The organism is Shewanella indica, assembly GCF_002836975.1.
GTDB classification, from domain to species: domain Bacteria; phylum Pseudomonadota; class Gammaproteobacteria; order Enterobacterales; family Shewanellaceae; genus Shewanella; species Shewanella indica.
In genome coordinates this window covers 80,647-101,379 of record NZ_NIJK01000038.1, presented here as the reverse complement: position 1 = coordinate 101,379, position 20,733 = coordinate 80,647, and the positions used below count along the sequence as shown (strand labels likewise).

At 52.6% G+C, this 20,733-nt stretch carries 14 protein-coding genes; 3 read left to right on the top strand and 11 right to left on the bottom strand.

The genetic code is table 11. The features are described 5' to 3' along the window. The first annotated feature begins 5 nt into the window (after nt 1-5). Nucleotides 6-1,310 (top strand): inosine/guanosine kinase, encoded by a 1,305-nt coding sequence (locus CX650_RS12795; protein WP_101096026.1) that lies wholly within the window; start codon nt 6-8, stop codon nt 1,308-1,310. A 109-nt stretch (nt 1,311-1,419) separates the two neighbouring features. On the opposite strand, the gene CX650_RS12790 is transcribed toward CX650_RS12795, so the two are convergent. Next, nucleotides 1,420-2,772, bottom strand: coding sequence for a dicarboxylate/amino acid:cation symporter (locus tag CX650_RS12790; RefSeq protein WP_039033863.1), 1,353 nt, complete (start codon nt 2,770-2,772; stop codon nt 1,420-1,422). 220 nt (nt 2,773-2,992) lie between these two features. Between CX650_RS12790 and CX650_RS12785 the strand changes: the two genes are divergently transcribed. Continuing rightward, nucleotides 2,993-5,434 (top strand): Ig-like domain-containing protein, encoded by a 2,442-nt coding sequence (locus CX650_RS12785; RefSeq protein ID WP_101096024.1) that lies wholly within the window; start codon nt 2,993-2,995, stop codon nt 5,432-5,434. 258 nt (nt 5,435-5,692) lie between these two features. After that, nucleotides 5,693-6,328 (top strand): hypothetical protein, encoded by a 636-nt coding sequence (locus CX650_RS12780; RefSeq protein ID WP_039033865.1) that lies wholly within the window; start codon nt 5,693-5,695, stop codon nt 6,326-6,328. Nucleotides 6,329-6,724: 396 nt separating this feature from the next. On the opposite strand, the gene panP is transcribed toward CX650_RS12780, so the two are convergent. From panP to CX650_RS12730, 10 genes are all read right to left on the bottom strand, one after another. After that, nucleotides 6,725-8,371, bottom strand: coding sequence for a pyridoxal-dependent aspartate 1-decarboxylase PanP (gene panP / locus CX650_RS12775; RefSeq protein ID WP_101096023.1), 1,647 nt, complete (start codon nt 8,369-8,371; stop codon nt 6,725-6,727). 140 nt (nt 8,372-8,511) lie between these two features. Then, nucleotides 8,512-9,675 carry a glycerate kinase gene (locus CX650_RS12770; RefSeq protein WP_071238835.1) on the bottom strand — a complete coding sequence of 388 codons (1,164 nt, stop codon included), beginning with the start codon at nt 9,673-9,675 and terminating at the stop codon, nt 8,512-8,514. Nucleotides 9,676-9,729: 54 nt separating this feature from the next. Continuing rightward, nucleotides 9,730-11,088, bottom strand: a complete 1,359-nt coding sequence (locus CX650_RS12765; protein ID WP_025886739.1) for a GntP family permease — start codon at nt 11,086-11,088, stop codon at nt 9,730-9,732. A gap of 155 nt (nt 11,089-11,243) precedes the next feature. Beyond that, entirely contained in the window at nt 11,244-12,392 is a 1,149-nt protein-coding gene (locus CX650_RS12760; protein ID WP_101096022.1) for a sugar diacid recognition domain-containing protein, read from the bottom strand. Between the two features lie 216 nt (nt 12,393-12,608). Next, a complete protein-coding gene (locus CX650_RS12755) occupies nt 12,609-13,232 on the bottom strand; it encodes a uracil-DNA glycosylase family protein (RefSeq protein ID WP_229800026.1) in 624 nt (207 codons plus the stop codon). 61 nt (nt 13,233-13,293) lie between these two features. Beyond that, nucleotides 13,294-13,872: a hypothetical protein gene (locus tag CX650_RS12750; RefSeq protein ID WP_101096021.1), complete on the bottom strand. Its 579-nt coding sequence runs from the start codon at nt 13,870-13,872 to the stop codon at nt 13,294-13,296. A 200-nt stretch (nt 13,873-14,072) separates the two neighbouring features. Then, entirely contained in the window at nt 14,073-15,161 is a 1,089-nt protein-coding gene (locus tag CX650_RS12745; RefSeq protein ID WP_101096020.1) for a M35 family metalloendopeptidase, read from the bottom strand. Nucleotides 15,162-15,352: 191 nt separating this feature from the next. Then, complete coding sequence (locus CX650_RS12740) at nt 15,353-17,440, bottom strand: MtrB/PioB family decaheme-associated outer membrane protein (RefSeq protein WP_044734224.1); 2,088 nt, start codon at nt 17,438-17,440, stop codon at nt 15,353-15,355. Between the two features lie 12 nt (nt 17,441-17,452). After that, the gene (locus CX650_RS12735; RefSeq protein WP_371872581.1) at nt 17,453-18,451 is read right to left on the bottom strand and encodes a DmsE family decaheme c-type cytochrome; all 999 of its coding nucleotides are present in this window, start codon (nt 18,449-18,451) and stop codon (nt 17,453-17,455) included. Nucleotides 18,452-18,509: 58 nt separating this feature from the next. Then, nucleotides 18,510-20,489, bottom strand: a complete 1,980-nt coding sequence (locus tag CX650_RS12730) for a multiheme c-type cytochrome (RefSeq protein ID WP_101096018.1) — start codon at nt 20,487-20,489, stop codon at nt 18,510-18,512. Nucleotides 20,490-20,733: the final 244 nt, after the last annotated feature.

Here is a 20,733-nt window from a genome sequence, read left to right as displayed (position 1 = left end):
CCAATATGAAATTTCCCGGTCAGCGTAAATCCAAACACTATTTTCCGGTCAAAACCCGTGATCCTTTGCTGGCGCAGTTGACTCAGCAGCCACAGCCTTTCAGCACCTGGATTTCAGGTATAGATCAAACTTTGGTGGATATCGAAGCCAAGGTCGAAGATGAACTGCTGCAGCGTTACAACTTACCCAAAGGCAACTCGACTCTAATTGATGATGCCAGTGCCCACCAGTTGTATCATGAGCTCAAAAGCCGTGAGTTGGTCAGCGATGAGTTTGCCGGCGGCACTATCGGTAATACTATTCACAACTACTCAATTCTGGCCGATGACAGATCTGTGCTCTTTGGTGTGATGAGTAAGCATATTGAAGTAGGTAGTTATGCCTACCGCTATTTGTGCAACACTTCGTCCAAGGTGGATCTTAACTACTTACAGCCGGTTGAAGGTCCGATAGGTCGCTGCTTTACCCTGATCTCCGATGACGGTGAGCGTACTTTTGCCATCAGCAAGGGCTCAATGGACAAGTTAAGCCCGGAGTTTATCGATAAAGAAGTGATCCAGGGCAGTTCTGCTTTGGTGTTGACCGCTTATCTGATGCGGGCCAGTGATGGCGATCAGATAGGTGAAGCGGCGCTGACAGCCATTCGCTACGCCCAGGAAGCCGAAGTACCTGTGGTACTGACCTTGGGAACCCGTTTCCTGATTGCCGAAGATCCCAAATGGTGGCAGGAGTTTATTCGCCAACATGTGACTGTGCTGGCAATGAATGAAGATGAAGGTGAGGCGTTGACCGGATTTGCCGATCCTTTACTGGCCAGTGAAGCGGCACTTGAATGGTGTGACATGGTGTTGACGACTGCGGGTGCTTCGGGACTTTACACCGCAGGTTATACCGATGACGCCGAGAAACGCGAAACGGCTCATACTCTGCTGCCCGGCGCTATTCCTGAATTCAATCGTTATGAGTTCTCCCGTCCGAAATTGAAAAATGATTGTGATAAACCCATCAAGGTATATGCCCATATTTCGCCTTACATGGGCGGACCGGAGAAAATTCACAATACCAACGGCGCCGGTGATGGCGCTCTGTCTGCACTCCTGCATGACTTGGCAGCCAATACTTTCCACAAGACCAATGTACCTGGCTCCAGTAAGCATAAGCGCGATGGCTTGTGTTATTCCTCATTTTCACAGATCTGTAAGTATGCCAACCGGGTCGCTTATGAAGTGTTGGCTCAGCATAGTCCGCGCCTATCAAGGGGGTTACCCGAGCGGGAAGATAGCCTGGAAGAAGCCTACTGGGAGCGTTAAGTTTGGCTCCGCTTATCTCGATGGGTTAAATCAAATCCGTTAATATAGAAGAGGGCGTCCGAATGGACGCCCTCTTTGAATTTTGCTTTCAGCGAATTCAGCTTACTCCTTACATGGGAGTATGGTGTTCCTTATGGAAGCTGACATTGGTTTTACCGGCTTTTGGGTCGTTGAAGGTTTCTTCATTGAACTCATTTTCCGACTTGGCGATCACCACGGTTGCGACTGTATCACCTGTGACGTTCACCGCGGTGCGGACCATATCCAGCAATCTATCGACCCCGATAATCAGTGCTATACCATCTACCGGCAAGCCCACTTGATTGAGCACCATGGCCAGCATCACCAGACCCACTCCCGGTACCCCGGCTGTGCCGATAGAGGCCAGGGTGGCCGTGACAACCACGGTAATATAGTCGGTAATCGTTAGGTCGATACCGTAAACCTGAGCGATAAATACCGTTGCCACCCCCTGCATGATGGCTGTGCCATCCATATTGATGGTAGCGCCCAAGGGTAAGGTGAACGAGGCTATCTTGTTATCGACGCCCAGGCGATGCTCAGCCGTCTCGATAGTGACCGGCAGAGTGGCGTTGGAACTGGCAGTACTGAAGGCAAACAGCTGCACGTCGCGCATCTTACGGATAAAGGTGAACGGATTCAGTCCTGACAGCAGATTGAGCAGAATAGGATAAGTGACAAAAGCATGGACCAGCAGTACACCCAGTACCACAAAGAAGTAAGCGACCACACTACCGAAAGTTTCTACGCCGAGTGTCAGTGCCAGTTTACCCATAAGGGCAAATACCCCGTAAGGCGCTAGATGCATGATTAGGGTCACCACTTTCATGATGACTTCATTGAGGTCTTCAAACAGCGCCGCAACCCGCTTGCCTTTGTCGCCCACATGAGAGATGGCAAAACCAAAGATCACCGCAAAGATAATGATCTGCAGCATATTGCCTTCGCTCATCGCCTGCATCGGGTTGGTGGGTACTATGTTAATCAATACTTCCGCCAGGCTGGGAGCATCTTTGGCTTCAAAACTGTTGCCTGCGGTAGACATGCTGCTGTGGCCGGGATGGATCATCACTGCCGCCATAATTGACAGTGTTAGAGCTATAGCGGTGGTAAAAAGGTAGAAAGCGATGGTTTTGCCACCCAAACGCCCCAGTTTTGAGGGATCACTGAGTGAGCTGGTACCGCAAACCAGAGAAATAAAGACCAAGGGCACTACCAGCATTTTCAAGCTGGAAATGAAGATAGTACCGACGACATTGAGAAAGCCTTCGGTGATGTAATCCCGCACAAAGATGAAATAGGGATCTTGCTGGACTTGAGGTGAATCCAGCTCACCAGCGGGGAAAAAAGCTCTCAGAAGAAGACCGACAATGATACCGGCTGCCATGCCAATAAGGATCTTACCGGTCAGGCCCATTTTCTTGGTTGGAGTGAATGCCATAAATTTTCCTGTTTAATTCTTGTACTTTTGTAATTTGGCGCACTAAAGCCTAGCAAGAAAGCTCTCTTGAGGAAATGGCATGCAGGTTAAATATTGATATTGATAATTGCCAGTTATGCTCACATGTTGTGGAGATGTTTACTGAAAATTATACAATGTTGCTCTATAAGTAATACACATGAATGTAATTTGTGATTATTGAGTAATGGGGAGTCTGACAATGAAGTCAGCGTTTAAGTTTTGCTTCACTCTAATATGTAGTTTTCTTTTATTTGCCTGTGGTGGTGGCAGTATTTCCGACGGTGGAGATGGCACAACGCCGACTGTGCCTACAGATACTTATACCATCAGTCTCAAGTTAACCGATGCCAATGGTGAGCCTTTATCGGAAGTCTCCAATGCCGTACCGGGGAAACTGGTTGCTACGTTGAGCAAAAACGCTGTGCCATTCCAGGGCGGAAGAATTGTCTTTGCTGTTGAAGGTCAAGGTGTATTGGCTTCCGACAGTGGGGTTTCGGATGCACAAGGTGTAGTGCGAATAGATCTCTTGCCCGGCGATAAGTTGGGTTCGGGGACTGTAACAGCCCGGTATACTCCTGGCAGTGGCGATGGTGCTGAAGCTCAAGTCTCATTCAATACCAAAGGTGATGGTGGCGCCGATACCGGGGGAGCTCAGATATCCTTGGTGCTTGTTGCTAATCCTGACAGTACAACCCCTTTGGAAGCGATCACCTCATTAACGCCGGGCTATTTGGTGGCCAATGTCACCGGGATTTCCAAACAGACCATTGTCAAGTTTACCAGTGACAGGGGGGAAATCCCCATAGATACGGCGGCCACAGATAATGGTAAGGCCTATGTTCAGATCTTGGCCGGTACTCAGCCTGGAGCCGGGATTGCAACCGCGACTTTACTGTCCGGTGAAGAGACATCCCTGGTATTTAAAGTCGGTGCAACCAATGTGTTTATGGGCAGCGGCTCGCCATTTCAGGATGGGGTGGCAGCTGTGGCACCAGCCGTTGTCTCTGCTGGTGGTACAGCGAGTGTCAGCGTGACATTGCAGGATGATAACGGTAATCCTTTTGTCGAGCCTGCCGAAGTTATGTTTACTTCAGTCTGTGCCGGTAAAACGCCTTTGGAAGCGGAAATCAGTTCACCTGTTATTGCAGTTAATGGTGTCGCTACCAGCACTTATCTCGCCAAAGGCTGTGTCGGTGATGATACTATCAATATCAGTGCTAATGTCGGAGGCAAATCACTGACGGCCAAAGCTGTGGTCAATGTGTTACCGGCGAGTGTGGGCAGTATCTTTTTCATGGATGCGACTCCGCAAACTATCCGCTTAAAAGGCACGGGTGGTGCGGAATCGTCAACTGTTAGATTTAAAGTGCTGGATAAGAACAATAATCCTGTAAGTAATCAAAGAGTTAATTTTTCCCTCAATACAGACGTCGGTGGTATAGAGATAGATCCTGTTTTCGCGACGACTAATGCACAAGGGATAGCCCAAACTGTGATTAATTCAGGAACCGTATCGACTTCAGTCAGGGTAACCGCTGAAGTGGATGGCAGTTTGCCATTGATTTCGTCCCAGTCCAGCCAATTGGTGATTTCGACCGGCCTTCCGGATCAGGACTCCTTCTCTCTTTCTGCTGATAACTATAACCCGGAAGGTTGGAATTATGATGGCGTTGAAGTCAAAGTGACTGCCAGGTTGGCAGATGCTTTCAACAACCCGGTTCCGGATGGCACTGCAGTTAGCTTTACCACAGAAGGTGGCGTCATTGAGTCTTCATGCACAACAGCAGCCGGTGCTTGTACCGTGACCTGGACCAGCCAAAACCCTCGCCCTACAGGCAACACCCTTGGGGGGGGAGAACAACCCTCCCTGGATAACCTTGGTCAACCCTATGGCGGACGGGTAACTATTTTGGCCACGGCAATTGGAGAAGAGTCGTTCCCGGATCTCAATGGTAATGGACGATTCGACCTTGATGAATGGAGCGACTTCAAGAGTAAACCAGATGTTTCCGGCCGTCCCTTTGATTTATCGGAAGCCTTCGTCGACCATAATGAAGATGATATGTATGACAGAGCGCTAACCGGTGGAGAGTTAGAGACTTTTGTGGACTTTAATAATAGCGGTAGCTTTGATGGGGCGGATGGCGTCTATAACGGTAGTCTTTGCCGGCTTGATGACAGTAATAATCCTCACGAAGGGTGCTCAGCAACCGACAAGTCGCTCAATGTCAGGGCTTCTATTGTATTGGTGATGTCGGGTAGTGACCCGGTTGCTTCAACTCCTGAAATTACGGATAGCTGTATTGATGATAAGAACCAAGTGGATGTTTGTGACGGCCTCAATGACAACCAGACCTTGGATATCATAGGTAAATCCGTTGGTGCGGTATCAATCATTGTCGGGGATCTTCATAATCAACCCTTGCCATCCGGGACGAGTATCACTTTCAGCACCTCAGCAGGTAGTTTGGCGAGTAAGGGTAACTTTACTGTACTCTCAACCAATCAAAATAGCGCATTGGAGTATAGTGTGATGGTGAAAGGTGCCGACCAAGCCGATGCCGGAAGTCTGCTGATTGAAATCACCACCCCTAATGGAGTCTCTACCATCCTGCCCAGTATTCCCGTGGTTATTCATTAAGGGAACAGATAACTCTCTGATAAGCGACCCAAGTGCCTGATGGAAAAATCAGGCACTTTTTTTGAATTCATCGTGGCACTCCGGCCAGCAATCTACCAAGAGTTATGGGGGGATCAATTTTAATATCTCGGTTTTAATCTCTTTGTTTTGTCCCTTTGTTTTGTCTCTTGGTTTTGTTACTGTTCCGGCCCATTGTTGAGTCACTAAAGTCCGTGGACTACTGAATTTTCAAACCTTCAGATATTTAAGGGAATAAAAATGAGTGTTTCGATGTATCGCAATATGATTTGGTTGGTCGTAGAAAGCACAGATCTGGATGGAATCGTTGACCAGCTAAAGGGAGAGGCGGATATCAGGTCCATCAGCGATTTTGGTTCTGCAGGCGATCTGAAGCTTATCTGGAAAACTTCACATCTGGTTGTCGCGGATCTTGATGGGCTTATCTACCTTGGTGGTTGGGGCTTGCCGTTTCGCCAGTATGGCCTCAGGGACAGTATGGAAATGCTGGATGAATGCCTACGCAACCTTTCAGAATTCGCCGCTAGGTTAAGCCAGAGATTTGGAAAAACTTATGGCTTCGGTGACCATCAGGGAGGTATATACAATTTTTGGTTTATGGCGGAAGACGGTCAGGTAACAAGAAAATATGCCGTGTATCATGACGGGCTTTATGAATATGACCAAAGCTACATCTCGGCGGGTGAACCCACGGAGGCAGAGGTACAAGCCGCTAAACGTTGTTATATTAATGGTTTATCTACAGGGGGATGTTATCCGGATGACGCGAACGTTAGGGAAATTGCCACCAATTGGGTGCTTGATCCGCAGCAGTTTTCGCAACGGTTGATCAGAGCAAAGTTGATTGAGTGGAGCCTGAGAAAGCCCGTGGTATGAGAAGGTGAAATATAAGCAGTGGGCAATCCAGGTGTGGCTTACAGACCTGTCTGCTATGTTGAGTTTCTTGCAAAGGACTAGGGCCATTTGCTGCGAACCACGCCTTGCATCCAGGCCCGTAAGCCGACCCACAGCACACATGGGACTTGTTCACACCTTCCTTAGATGAGTGCACTTGCAGTAAACATGTTTATTTTTAGAAGAGTAAAGAGTTTATTGCCTGTGTTCATTTAAGCGGCAGTTTTCAAGTCAACCCAGAGCGGCAAGATAGAGATTAAGGATTTGCCGCAGATGCGCCCTTGAATGCCACCGATATGATAGTGGGGCTGCTTAAAAGTGTACGGGCGCGGGAAAACGGCATGCAGGGCGTGACTCGGCATCGCCCTCAATAAATGTTTAGTTGCAGGCTTGCTTTAACACCTGCAGTAGCCCGGTTTCAGAAGCTGCCAGCTCAGTTTGTTCGTTTAATACATCTGCCAGTATGGTGTCTGTGGTCAGCGGGTTGGCCAGCACCACCCGGAATACAGTCACGGTTTCTCTGTGATAACGGGCGGGTTGGATCCGGGTGCGGGACACAAAAGACTTGCCTTGTTCACGTTGTTTCTTCTGGATGGCACGAGTGAGGTCATCAAGAATACCATTGATCTCTTTGACCTTTTCAAGATTGCCCTGGGCCAATTGCCGGCTCAGAGCAGTTTGTGCCCAAGAGGGGCACCAACGGTAGGTGAGCAGACATAACTCGGGCGCACTCACCAGTTCAAATTCGCTGTGTTGCTCAATCAAGCCGGCAAAGAAGCGGGCCTTTTCAAGCGAATTATTGATCAGTATTTCATAGCCTTCCTTGCCGATTATCTGCATGCAGGCATGCACCAGCATGGCCATTCCGGGACGGGAACCTTCCAGAGTCTGGCTGCCCAAATCCTTGGAACCTTTACGCAAAATATATTCGGCATGATGCACTATCGCCCGCGCCAGTTCAGGCTGTTTGAACAGCACCATACCGGCCCCCATAGGAACATACATCTGTTTATGGGCATCTATGGTCACTGAGTCTGCCAGTTCTATCCCTTTGAGCAGATGGCGATATTTGCTGGATAACAAGCTGGCTCCGCCCCAAGCGGCATCAACATGAAAGTGGCAATTGAGCTCGGTTGCCAACTCGGCCAGCTCAGGTAGAGGATCTATGTTACCGGTTTCTGTGGTGCCGGCAACGCCGATAATCGCCATGACTCGGATGCCCTGCCGGGCCAGCTTGGTGGCCGCCTCGCGCATGGCGTCGATATCGACCTTATTGTTGGCATCGGTCGCGATTGAAACTATGTTATCCCGGCCAATGCCCAACAGATCGGCGGCTTTGCCCAGGGAGTAATGGCCGCGCTCGGACACCAGTATCGCCAGGCCCTTCCAACCGTAGTGGCAGAGCGCCGCGCCTAAGCCTTCGCGGTTGATACCGCGAAATTGGCCGTCAGCCTTGAGCAGTTGGTTGCGGGCAATCCATAGGGCTGTGATATTGGCCACAGTGCCGCCGGAGCAGAAGGCTCCCAGAGCATGATTGGCGCTATGCATCCACCGGTGATAGAAGTCGGTGGTTTCGCCATAAATGAGGTGATGCATCATCCCCAGCACCTGCCGCTCCAAGGGAGTGAAGGCCTTGGAGGTTTCGATTTTGACCAGATTCTGATTCAGGCCCACCATCATTTTCGACAAGGGCAACACGAAGTAGGGCAGCGCCGATGTCATATGGCCGATAAAGCTGGGGGCGGCGGTGTGTACTGAATGCGCCACCAAATTCTGCATCATCTCTTCTGTGTAGTCAGAAACAAATCTGGGTTGACGCGGGATTTCAAAGGCCTGGAAATCCTTTTCGATTTCACTCAGGGGCTTTTCCAGCGCGGCGATATTCTGGGTCAGGAAACCGGCGAGATCTTGAGACAATGCCTGCTCTATGCGGCTCAGGGTCGATTCCGGTGCTTCGGGCATGGTAAAGATACGCATCAGAGAGTTTTCTGAGGCGGTGGCCTGGCGTTGCTTGCTGGCGGTCATTGGGCTTTGGTCTCACACTGTATCTGCCTGTGTCTGCACAGGTCTTGAAATGGCAGCTCACTTTACTGCAAGGATTGCGGTCAGACAAGTTGAAACTGAAGCGAAAAAGCGGCGGGCCACAGAGGTTGACCCGCGAAAAATCAATTGGCGTTATTCAGTTGCAGAGCCAGCAGAGCGGCGATATTGCTCGAGGTACGCTGCAGATTGGCTCTGGCTTCGGCCAGCGCCTTGGACAAGTCGCAGGCCGAGGGAATGATATCAAAAATGGCGCTCATTCCCTGCTCCAACACCAGCTCTGAGCCAGCTCCCAAACAGCCGGCAATACCAATCACGGGAATGTTGCGCGCCTTTGCCAGGCGCAAAACTCCCATGGGTGTCTTGCCATAGATGGTTTGTCCATCAATGCGTCCCTCGCCGGTGATAACCAGTGCAGCGCCTTCGAGTTTGGCATCCAGCCCCACAGCCTGCATGACTATGTCGATACCTGGGCGCAGCTCGGCGTCCAGAAATGCCATCACCCCAAGTCCCATGCCACCGGCGGCGCCGGCACCACTTTGCAGGCGCTTATCTTCAAAGCCGCTCTGAACCAGGATATCGGCAAAGTGGCCGAGCGCGGCGTCAAGCTCGGTGACCATTTCCTCTGTGGCTCCCTTTTGCGGTCCGAATACCGCCGAAGCGCCGCGCTCGCCACATAAAGGGTTGTCCACATCACAGGCCACTTCAAAATGGCAGTCAGTGAGCGCCGGATGCAGTTGGCTGCAGTCCAGTGTTGCCAGGGCCGCAAGCGCCGCCCCGCCCGGGCTTATCTCCAGCCCGGTACTATCCAATAGTTTGGCGCCCAGCGCCTTGGCCATACCAGCGCCGCCATCATTGGTGGCACTGCCGCCAAGGCCTATGATGAAGTGGCGAATGCCACGCTCCATGGCATCGACAATCAGCTCGCCGGTGCCGTAACTGGTGGTGAGCCTTGGATTGCGAAGCGCCGGGCTGACATGATGCAGCCCGGAGGCGGCCGCCATTTCGATAACTGCAGTTCGGGTGCTATGGGTGCCACCCTCTGTACCCAGAATGCCGTAATGGGCCTTCACAGCTTGTCCGAGTGGGCCACAGACTTCAAGCTCGACCAGGTGACCGTTGGTCGCATCGACCATAGATTGCACTGTGCCTTCGCCGCCGTCGGCCACCGGCACTTTGAGGTACTCGGCATCCGGCAGCCTGTATTTAAAGCCTGCTTCAATTTCATTGGCCACTTCGAGGGCGCTCAGGCTTTCCTTGAAGGAATCCGGTGCTATCACTATTTTCATCTGATTTCCTGTACAACGGGCTGCCGGTGAAACCGGCAGCAGCAAGGGAAGAGTTTAGAGCAGAACCAGGCTAAGCAGCCAGACGAAGATGATGGCGGTGATCCCCTGAATTAGGGTCGCCATAGTCTGAGCCCGATAGGCCTGGGCTACGCTCATACGGCTAAACTGAGTGACTACCCAGAAGAAGCTGTCGTTGGCGTGGGACACTGTCATGGCTCCGGCGCCTATGGCCATGACGGTCAGCACCCGGCCCATTTCGCTGCCAAGGCCGATATCACCCAACATGGGGGCCACCAGAGCCGAAGTGGCTACCAGCGCCACTGTGGAGGAGCCTTGAGCCGACTTCAGTGCCGCCGCCACCAGGAAGGGCATAAAGATACCTATACCCAGAGCTGACAGTGAAGTACCGATAAAGTCACCGATAGGCGTGGCTTTGATCACAGCGCCAAAAGCACCGCCGGCCCCGGTGATCAGCAGTATGGGGGCGGCAACAGCCAAGCCCTGTGAGATACGATCGGAAAACTCTTTGACCTTGTTGTCGCCCTTGAGCAGCAAGAGTGATAGCCCCAGGCCTATCATCAAGGCATTGAGCGGTTGGCCGAGGAAATGGAACAGGCTGAACAACATGCCTTCACCCATGGGCTTGGAGGGGAAGGCGGCGATAGAGCCAAGGCAGATCAGCAAAATAGGAACAAAAATAGGTGAGAACGCCGCCAAGGGGCTTGGCAGCTTGCCATAAGCAGCCTTGAGTGTTTCAAATTCTTCGGCAGAAGCCTTGAGCTCTTCGGCGCCTTCGCCATCCGGCTCGGTGTTCATAAAGCGGTTGGCCCAGAGCAAACCGGCGAAGGCGGCAACGGCAGAAACCAGGATGCCGACGGCAATCACCAGACCCAGGCTGGCTTCCAGTTGCAGGTTACCGGCGGCGGCAATCGGGCCGGGAGTGGGCGGCACAAAGGTATGGGTAGCGTAGAGGCCGGTGGCCAGGGCTACACTCATGGCAACGCTGGAAACCTGCATTCTGTTGGCCAGCGACTGTTTCAGGCTGTTGAGGATCACAAAGCCCGAGTCACAAAACACCGGGATGGAAACGATATAACCTATGATGGACATGGTCAGGGTCGGGAAACGCTGCCCGAGCACCTTGATGACCACATCGGCCATGGTGATGGCCGCGCCGCTCTTTTCCAGCACTGTGCCTATGATGGTTCCCAGGACTATCACCAGCCCTATGTAACCAAGAATACCTCCAAAACCACCACTGATGGTTTTGGCGATTTCCCCGGCGGGCAGGCCGAATCCGAAGGCGGCGATAAATGACGCCAGCAGCAGCGTCAAGAAAGGGTGTAGTTTAAATGTTGAGGTGGCGATGACAATAAAGATGATCACCGCCAATAGTACTAGTACCAGGCTCATAAGTGTCCCTTATTGGGTCGTTATTTGTGTAGGGTTGGGGCGCCGGCGCGAAGGCGGGCTGGCGATTATTATCCCAGTTGCCGCGCCGTGATGGCTTTAGGGGAAAATACGGAATTCCCCCCTGAAAGATGGGAGTTTTTTGTGCGTGTGCACAATTATTTGTGTTCCAGGTGGCTGAGGACTTCCCCCAGGTAGAGTTGCAGCAATCCATCCAGGCTTTGCAGCTCTATGCCGGTGATTTCACTGATACGCTCCAGGCGGTATCTCAGGGTATTACGATGAATAAACAGTGCCTTGGCACACTGTTGTTGGTCGCCGAAGTGTTGCAGATAGGCGCTGAGAGTGCGGGTCAGCAGGCCCTTTTTGTCATGCTGCTGCAGTTTGCGAAAAGGCGCTGCCAGCTCCTGACCGCGCCAGCTATCGACCAGTCCGGCCAGCAATACCGCCAGCGCGTGATCCTGATAGAGGTATTTGGTCTTTTCCGGCGCCCGTTTCTTTCCCAATCTCAGGGTTTCCAGCGCGGTATGAAATGAGCGCCTAATACCGCCTTCACCGGGGAAGAAATGCCCCAGCGCGATTTTGAGCCGGCCCTGGGTGTCGGCCGGCAAACGGGCAAGCAGTTTCTCGATTCGCAGATCCTCAAGCGCCGGATCCCAACTGCGACCATCGAGAAAGGCGGGTTTGAGGATCACCAACTGATCCATGGCGGTCATGGCCACCAGGTTGTCCCTTTGGGGGTACTCGAGCAAGCGTTGGATCTCCTTGAGATCTGTGGCCTTGCTTTCGCCTTTGGCGAGCTCTATCACGGCAGCAACTCTGGGTTTTTGCAGATCTATCTGCAGCTGGGCGGCCCAGGCACAAAAATCGCTTTCGCTATAATTGTCCCGTTTCAGCAGTTGCAGAATAAATTCTTCCCGCTGGCGTTTATGCCAGAGATCCAGCTCGAGAGAGTTGGCTTGCTCGACCATCATTTCGGCGGTCATTTTCAATAGCTCGCCATAGTGCAGCAGCTCTGCCGGATTACCGGTAATGCCGACAACGCCGATTATCTTGCCGTGGTAGTGCAGCGGCAGGTTGATCCCGGGTTTGACGCCGTGCAGGCTGTGGCGACTGCCTTCATCTATCACTACAGTGCGGTTTTGGGCTATGGCCAAAAGGGCGCCTTCATGGACACTGTTGAGCCGCTGCTTGTCGCCGGAGCCGAGGATCACCCCTTGACTGTTCATCACATTGATATTGTGGTCGATGATATTCATGGTGCGATCCACTATCTGCTGCGCAGTCGCGGCGTCGAGAAAATACATGCGAGCCTCTAGGGTCTGTTGACCTTTCATGGTTGAATTTTGCCCGTACTAGACGCGTTTTAATCGCGACGCAAGGTATGCAGCCTAGGGGCCTAGGTAAATACCTTGCAACAAAGAGTAAAGCGCGTCTAGCCGAGCCCTTTGGGTAGCATTTGTCGTTGTTTGGTATAAAAAACGACAAAAGCTGCAAAAACCATCTTCAAGGGTCAAGAGACCCTAATGTGCCAATAACTCGGCGACTCTCTGCCTGAGCCTGGGTAACAGGTTTTGCTCAAATTCGGGGTGCTGTTTAAACCAGAGGCGATTACGGGGACTCGGGTGAGGCAGCACCAGTTTTGTCGGCCACAGCGAGTCAGCTTCTGCCACGGCGGTACCGACGGACGCTTTGGCCAGCGAACTGCCATTGAGGTGCCAGGCCATGGCGTATTTGCCAAGGATCAGCGTCAGCTCAATATTGGGCAGGGCGGCAAAAAGCCTTGGGTGCCAGGTAGCTGAGCATTCTGGCCGCGGCGGCATATCACCCTGCTTGCGACCCTGTTTTTCAACCGTTCCCGGATAACAAAATCCCATGGGAATGACGGCAAACCGCCTGGGGTCATAAAACTGTTCGCGGCTTACCCCCAGCCACTGCCTTAGCCGGTCGCCGCTGGCATCGTCAAAGGGCTGGCCACGCTCATGGGTTATCCTGCCGGGCGCTTGTCCCGCGATTAAAATCCTGGCGTCAGGGTGGGCCTGCAGTATCGGCTTGGGCGGCAGCGGCAGTTTATCCCGGCACAGGGTGCAGGCTCGCACCTCATCGAGTAGCGGGAAATCACTGGGCAGAGCGGCAGTTTTCATCATATTTCCTGGTTTTTGATGGATATCAGACCCTACTTAGGCTCCGAAAACTTGGCTTCGAAAATCAGGCACCGAAAAAATGTTGCCAGGCCTGAAAGCCTTCATACAATGTCAGCCCCAGCGCCGCCAGCAGTAACACTATCCGGCTGAGCTTAAAGCCGTTTTCTCTGCGCTGCTGCCAATCGCTAGCACTCCAGGCGATAAGCATTGCCGGTATAGTCAGCGGCCAGATGATATTGGCCAGCAGCAACAATAAGGCAGAGGTTGCCAGCAAGCGCCAACCGGCCTGAGGCCCGGCGACCTTGGCCGAGTTTTTCAGTTGCAGTGGCAACAGCGCCAGTGCCACGGCTATCAACACCAGGCCGAAGTTCATACTGAGATCGGCAATAGAAGCATGATCCCAGAGGACAAGTAACAGGGTCATGAGCGGAATGGGCAAGGTCCAATAGATATGGCTGCGGATAAACCCAGGGCGGCTATATTGGCCGTTGAAGTAAAAAACCAGCTGCAGTAGCAGGTTAACCAGAGTAAAACCACCCAGCACCAGTATGGTAAACACCCCGGCCATTAAACCCTCGGGTTGTGCAGCCATGGCCGATAGCGGAAAAAGGGCGACCAAGGCACAAGGATATTTCAACTTCATCAATAGATTCTCATCATAAAGGTTGCGCCTTACATTGGCTTAAAGGCGGAAGGCTTGCAAGGGCTTGATGGCCGTTATGGGATGGCTCTGAGACTATGAGGAAAAAAGGGGCAGTTCCGTCCGCCCAAGCTCACAAGGTAACAGGGAGGTGGGCCGGAGGAGCCGGCCCACGAAAGGTAAACTAATCTGCTATAGCTTCCTTAGTTTTGAAAGGGGGTGTTTTCAGCAAAGTATTCGTGGCTGTCGGCGTTTTGAATCGCCTGGGCAGGATTACTCAGGGCCAGCGATTTGGCGCCACTTTGGCCGTAGACAATGTCATCGGTTCCCGCCACCACATTGAAGTGACTCATTTCATGGACTATGGTGCCGCCCTTGGAGTCGGTGCCAGATACCGGTGCGCTCCAGAAGGCGTTACACATGTAGATCTTGTAGGGTTGAGTCGGGTAAACGTAGGCGTAATAGCTCTTCTTACAGCTGCAATCGAAGGTCAGTGGCTGATTGTTCAAGGCCGAGTCTATGGCACTGAAGTTGCTGCTGACGCTATTCCAGCGGCTGCTGTTGTAACTGCCAAACCAGGTGGCATAACGCACCGAGCTTGAGGGGTTGTTGTTGCTCGCGAGGTATTGTTTGCTGTCGGCCGCCATGGCGCGGGCGGCGTCCAGTCCCGCCAGAATATCGCTCTGTTGGGAATTGCTGCAACGGCCGGTAAAGCTGATACCGTCGGGTGCTGTGTTGCCATCGCCACTGCCGGGTTTACCCTTGTTGGCGCCGGACTTGAATTCACGGCCTTCCACATAGAAGCTGACCGGATCTGAATGTATCCCTTCTATCCCTAAGCGGGCCAGCTTCTTTTGTTGGCCCGGGTTGGGGGAGAAGAGTTGCAACGAACTGACATCATAGCTTATCTCATAGTTGCCGCTGCTGCTCATGTCGTAAAGTGAGGACAACTCTACCTGATAGGACACACTCTCACCGGATTTGAGCTTGATATAGTCCTGTTTGCCGGGCGCCGGGCGTTTGAAATGGGCACCCAGATAGTGACGGTCAAGGCCATCGGCATTGACTTTGAACAGGGATTCTTCCACTCCATCAGCGGCTGTGTACCACTTGAGCAGTTTTACCGGCTGGTTGGCGTCATTGGTCAGGGTCACAGTGACCAACACGTTATCACTGGCCTTATAGCTCTGTTGGCTCATCTCCAGGCTGGCACGAATGCCATCGGCCAGCACGCTGGTACTGGAAAGGGCCGCGAGCAAGGCTATTCCTTGTAGTGTATGAGTGATTCTCATGCCTTTGTCCTCAGGTCATATAGTCTTAATTGTTATGTTTGTTACAAAAATGTAACGTTTTGCGGTGTAAGCTGCAAAAAGGGCCGCTGGCAAGAGGAATTTTACCGAATGCTTGTTGGTTTGAGGTGAAGGCGGGAAGAGATAAAAAAAAAAGCCCGCGAAAGCGGGCTTTTAGGAGCTAAGAGCGAGAATTACAGACGGTAGTTGACGCTCAACATGATCAGGTGAGCCGTGTAGTCATGGCTGTTGTCACCAAAGCTGACCAGGTTCCAGATACCATCCGGGGCGATATCGTTACCTGCGTCGTTGTCCTCGTATTTCTCCATCTTGTAGTCAAGACGCAGCGCCATTTTCTCAGTAGCCTGATACTGGGCATAGAGGTTGACGTTGTGCACTTTGGCATAGTAATCGCCATAGTCGCCTGTGATGCCTTGGCGTACCTGAGTGCTGGAGTCCGAGTCAGAGTAGGTGTAATCCAGTCCCAGACGCAGTTTCTTCTCCAGCAGGTTGTCGTAGGCCAAACCGGCACCTATGACATCCACCTTGTCTTCCACGGTTCCTGTCCAGGTGACAGTGCTGAAGTTGCTGCTGCCGGCCTGATCTGAGTCTATGGTCTGATGGTTGTAGAAGGCGCTCAGGCTGAGATCGTCTGTCAGCAAATAGCTGATGCTGGCGTCATAGCTGAGGTCTTTGGATTCTGTCAAACCGATAACCGTGTTGTTGTAGTCATCCAGCGCATAGCGGGCACCGAAATCCAGGGTCAGGGTGTCGATAGGGCTGTGAGTCACCCTGGCTTCAACCTGAGTGCGCTTGCGGTCGGCCAGATTGTACTTGCGCAGCAACTTGTTGGACTCGGAAGAGGTCCATTCAGATGCTTCGTACTCTGAGCCATCGCGCTTGCCATAGCTGCCCTTGATCCACATATTCCAGTGTTCAAAGCTGTTGAGACTGAAACGGGCCCAAACGCTGTTCTCGTCGGTGATTTCCCTGTCCTGATAGCTGCGTTCATCACGACGGTAGTCATAACCTGCGTCCAACTTCATGCCGTTGGCAATCCGGTAATCCATGGCCAACTTGGCCTTGTGACTAGTGTTGTCATAAGGGGTGTTGTAGGCCACACGACCACTGACGTTATTGATACTGATCTGGGTCCATTCCTGGATCTGGGTTTGGTTGTCCCTGTCGTAGTAATCATAACTGCCGCTGATCCGCAGATTGCGGGTCGCGCGTTTGACCGCCTTGAGGTTCATCCCCAGGATATCGACTTTGCCATCCAGGGATTCCTGCGGCAATTGATAGCCGTAACCCGAGGTGATAAAGGCCTCATCCTGGGTCATCTGTCCGGCGAACAAACGGCCGCTGACCACGGCGCCTTTCTGGGCAAATTGGCCGCTCAAGGTCACAGTGTGAGACTCGTTATCCGGATCCAGGCTCATATAGCCCACTCTTTGGGCACCAAAGGTTGGGTTGAAAGCGTTGTCGAATCTCAAGGTCTGGATATCATTCTTGAAGAATGAACCATTGTAGTTGAGTGCGGTAAACCAGTTGTCACCCTTGAGTTTAATCCCGGCCTCGACGGTATCTGTGGTGTAGTCCACAGGCTCGGCCAGCATCATTGACTGGTTGAAGAAGCTGCCGGACGCAGTTTTCAGGCCGGTTTTTTCTTCGCGCATATAGGTGACATAGGTGCTCCACAGCTCTTCACCCTGATATTCAAGACCCAGGCCTGTGCGCTTGCGCTTGAGCGACAGCTCCAGTGGGCTCAGGCTGTCATACAGCATGGGCATCTCGTTGCTGCCACCGGCTGTCTGCCAGTTGGCCGGCAGAGTCAGGTTGCCGCTGCCAATTCCCAGATAAGGACTCATGGCAGAGTCAGTTTTATAGGTGTGGATCTGACGGTAGTTCAGGTTGATATTGTACTGTCCGAGTTTACCGGCATTGATATCGACCCGGCCGTTTTCCATACCCAGGTTATCGGCTTCGATACTGGCTCGATAGCCGTTTTCACCGCGATAGTTCAGGTCGGCGTCCACCTTGCCGGCAAAGTCATCTTCGGCGGCAAAGGCGTTGGCAGAACGGATATCGTCAGAGTCGTTATAGCCAACTCCGGCGCCAATAGTACCGGATACACCGGTTTCACTGACGCAACCCTTACAGCTCCAGGCCGAAAACTTGACCTTTTCGGTATTGGCATTGGCCAGGTCATAACCGTCGGCGGCCATCGCCAGACTGGCAGGAGCCAGCAGAGCCAGGGTGATCAAATTAAGTTTGAATTTCATCTTCCCGCCTCCTTAGCGTTGGAACAACTTGCCGGATGGATGGTTTGAACCATGGATCTGGCTGTGACAGTTCAGACAGCTGCGACCACCGGTAAAGGCGTTGTCGTTGACCTGAGAACCCATGCCTGTGTTACCCAGATAAGCACGGCTGGCGTGGCCGTCGCTGGCGTGACACTGTTGGCACAGTTGCGGAGCGCGGGTCTTAAGCATGCCATCGTTGACACTGCCGTGGGGATTGTGGCAAGTGACACAATTCTCAGTGACGGGTGCATGCTCCCAGAGTTTTGGGCCGCGCTTCTCCGCATGGCAGCTGTAACAAGTGTCATTGACTGACGCCTTGTTCAGATCGGCATCGGTCGTGCTGCCGTGAGGGTTGTGACAGTCGCTGCACACCATCTGTGCCCACTTCAGCGGGTGGCTGGAACGCTTGTTCATGTCAGCCTTTTGCTTGGTGTGGCAGCTGGTGCAGACTTCCATCTCAGTGTTCTTGGAGAGCACAGGGTCCTTGGCGGTATGTACGCTGTGGCAAGAAGCACAGGCAACATCGGCGTTGTCGTGGTGACCGCCGTTCCAGGACATACGCTTGTCATCCTTGTGACAGGAGAGACAGACGCTGTTCTGCTTGTCGGCCGCCAGGGTAGAACCCTTACCGAAGGTAATCATGGGTTCGTTACCGCCACGGTTGTGTTTGCCCATGGGGCCGTGACAGGCTTCGCACTGAAGTCCGGCCATAGGACTCTTGCTGGAGTCGATGGCACCGTGAACCCCTTTGAACAGGTCCATGACCTTCTCTGACTTCTTGTGGCACATCAGACAGGAGTCGGCGCCCTTGGAAGAGTAGCTGCCTTCGGCAAACTTCTGATCCAAAGTCGCTTCCACTTCTTCCGGGCTCATTTTGGCGTCCCACTTGGAGGCGTGAGCCACCTGGGTGATACCAAAAGATAACACTGCCGTCGCCAGAAGGGCGCTTAGCAGTGTTGGTATATTTTTGCTGATTCTCATATTAGGCATCCTTAATTTGTCCAAACCCTTGAAAGACGGGGGAGATAACTCCCCCGGCCTGGGCAAATTACATCTTCACCTGAGTGTGATCTGCGGCGGTTGGTTTGTGGCAGTAGAAACAGGTTTCCAGCTGCGCAGCCTGGTTGGCAGGGGTGTAATCACCATCTACCACAGCGCCGTAGGCTTCCAGTTGCTCCTTGGTGTGTACCATGTAGTCACCACCGACAGTGTGACAAGAAGTACAGGTAGCAGTGATAGGCGTGGTGTACTTACCTGCTGAGGTGGCCAGAGCGCCTTTGTTCTTGAAGGCATCAAGATTCAGCTTACTGTGACAGGCTGAACAGTTGCCACCGATCAGGCCGTGAGCCTTTTCAATGTGGGTCTTGTGCAGTTTCATCTCCAAGGCGCCTTTGTTGGCACCGCTGGCGTAAGTCCCATCAGGCGTATGACAGGCCACACAGCCATCAACACCGACGGTGAGCTTGCCATTCACTTCGCGAGCAAGCTGGTCTGTCATCACAAAGCCGGAGTAGTGGCCTTTGTGCAGTTCGAAGGTGTCGCTGTGACAGCCCTGACAGGTAGCGAAGTCCACAGAGTCGATATGACGGTGACTAGGCGCATCACCCGACTTGGTAGCGAAGGCCAGTTGAGCTTTCATACTGGTAGTGGCAACGCCATCGGCACAGGCGATGAGCTCGCTGCCTTGGTTGCACATTTCCAGACCGATAAAGCTAAAGGCAGTATCGGCATCACCGGCACCGAAAGGCAGATCTTGAACGGTAAATTGCAGCTTGCCGTCAACCAGGGTCACGGCGTCCTGCAGCTGGCCGTCTTTAACCAGATCTTTGGCAACCTTGGCTTTACCGCTTCCAGGGCTGACGTTGTAGCCCATGACAGGGAAGTTAGGGCCCACGTTGGTGATGGTTTCCAGGCGCTTGATCTTGGCCAGCTCCTTGTTGGCATCCAGCGCATTACCGGCTTTATCCAGCAGAGTCACAGTCAGAGTGGCACTGTTGTCGGCGTTGCCTGTCATCTCTGCGGCCAGACCGCGCTGAGCGATAACGGCGCGCTTATCACCGGTTACACCTGTGTGCAGCTCTTCAGTCCATTGGCTGTTGTGACAGGCGATACAGTTGGAGTTGTCGGTTTGTTGGCTGTGGCCCTGACCAGCAGCAAAATCTATGTTGCTGTGGCAGCTACCGCAACTTGCAGCTGTAGGCACTTTGGACCAGTTGCCCCAATCGGGCGTCAGCTCGACATTGGTGTCGTTGTGACAGGATTGGCAGCTGTTAAGCGCATCCAGGCCTAGATCCTTGTGCTTGGTATGGATCATGGCGTTGAATTCATTGCCTGGTTTTACCTTTCCTGAAGTGTGGCAAGTGGCGCAATAGTTGACGTCAGGATAGCCACCGTTATGTTTGACGTCGGCCAAGTCACCGTGACAGGTATTACAGCTATCAGTACTCACCAGCATGCGGCTGTATGCGGCAGCACCTGAGTCGGCACTGAAGTCGACGAAGGCGTTGCTGTTGGGGATCAGAGTGCCGTCAGGCAGTGGTGTGTTGTAAGCACGCAGCAATACCCGCTGGGCCAGCTCAGGGTTGAAGCTGATGCTATCTTTACTCAGTTCATTGAGTGTCTTGCTGAAGGTGTAGCTGTAGCTACCGTTTTTGTGGTCAACGAAAGTACCTGCGCAGCTGCTGCTTACAGTGCAGTCTTCGTTGCCGAAATACTGCCACTGAGAGGCGTTACCGGCACCGGTTGCGCCTTCCGGCAGCAACTGAGCGGCGGCGAAGCGGAACTTCTGCAGGCCAACTACCGGCATATCGTCTTCGTTGGTCACGGTAAATTCAACCGTTGGGATACCGTCTTTGACAACGGCCTGCTCAAAGCTGAAATGCAGTGCTTTGATTTCGCCTGCCGGCTCGCCGCCTGGGTTACCTGGATTACCATCGTTGCCATCATCGCCACCACAGCCACCTAAGGCCAGAGTAGCTGCACTGGCTGCCAGCAGCAGTGCGATTCTGGTTTTTTGTGCGTTCATCATCTTGTTCCCTGCAATAGTGGAAGTATCTGGTTTAGGGAGTGGTTGATTTGAGTCAACCAAATTGATTATGTAATTGGCCCTTAACCCGATACCGGAAATAGGATTTCCCCTTGAAAAGGCTAACTCAAGCAGGGCCGAAAAGCTGCATAACTGGTGTTAATGTGTGACTTGGATCTTTCTATTTATAAAGAGGTATTTGAGCTGGTAGGAAAAACTTAATCTCGATCAAAAAAACGCTGTTTTT

What these genes read in the sequence shown, in the direction of transcription:
- CX650_RS12795 (WP_101096026.1), top strand. Translation starts at nt 6, where the DNA reads ATGAAATTTCCCGGTCAGCGTAAATCCAAACACTATTTTCCGGTCAAA.
- CX650_RS12790 (WP_039033863.1), bottom strand. Translation starts at nt 2,772, where the DNA reads ATGGCATTCACTCCAACCAAGAAAATGGGCCTGACCGGTAAGATCCTT.
- CX650_RS12785 (WP_101096024.1), top strand. Translation starts at nt 2,993, where the DNA reads ATGAAGTCAGCGTTTAAGTTTTGCTTCACTCTAATATGTAGTTTTCTT.
- CX650_RS12780 (WP_039033865.1), top strand. Translation starts at nt 5,693, where the DNA reads ATGAGTGTTTCGATGTATCGCAATATGATTTGGTTGGTCGTAGAAAGC.
- panP (WP_101096023.1), bottom strand. Translation starts at nt 8,371, where the DNA reads ATGACCGCCAGCAAGCAACGCCAGGCCACCGCCTCAGAAAACTCTCTG.
- CX650_RS12770 (WP_071238835.1), bottom strand. Translation starts at nt 9,675, where the DNA reads ATGAAAATAGTGATAGCACCGGATTCCTTCAAGGAAAGCCTGAGCGCC.
- CX650_RS12765 (WP_025886739.1), bottom strand. Translation starts at nt 11,088, where the DNA reads ATGAGCCTGGTACTAGTACTATTGGCGGTGATCATCTTTATTGTCATC.
- CX650_RS12760 (WP_101096022.1), bottom strand. Translation starts at nt 12,392, where the DNA reads ATGTATTTTCTCGACGCCGCGACTGCGCAGCAGATAGTGGATCGCACC.
- CX650_RS12755 (WP_229800026.1), bottom strand. Translation starts at nt 13,232, where the DNA reads ATGATGAAAACTGCCGCTCTGCCCAGTGATTTCCCGCTACTCGATGAG.
- CX650_RS12750 (WP_101096021.1), bottom strand. Translation starts at nt 13,872, where the DNA reads ATGAAGTTGAAATATCCTTGTGCCTTGGTCGCCCTTTTTCCGCTATCG.
- CX650_RS12745 (WP_101096020.1), bottom strand. Translation starts at nt 15,161, where the DNA reads ATGAGAATCACTCATACACTACAAGGAATAGCCTTGCTCGCGGCCCTT.
- CX650_RS12740 (WP_044734224.1), bottom strand. Translation starts at nt 17,440, where the DNA reads ATGAAATTCAAACTTAATTTGATCACCCTGGCTCTGCTGGCTCCTGCC.
- CX650_RS12735 (WP_371872581.1), bottom strand. Translation starts at nt 18,451, where the DNA reads ATGCCTAATATGAGAATCAGCAAAAATATACCAACACTGCTAAGCGCC.
- CX650_RS12730 (WP_101096018.1), bottom strand. Translation starts at nt 20,489, where the DNA reads ATGATGAACGCACAAAAAACCAGAATCGCACTGCTGCTGGCAGCCAGT.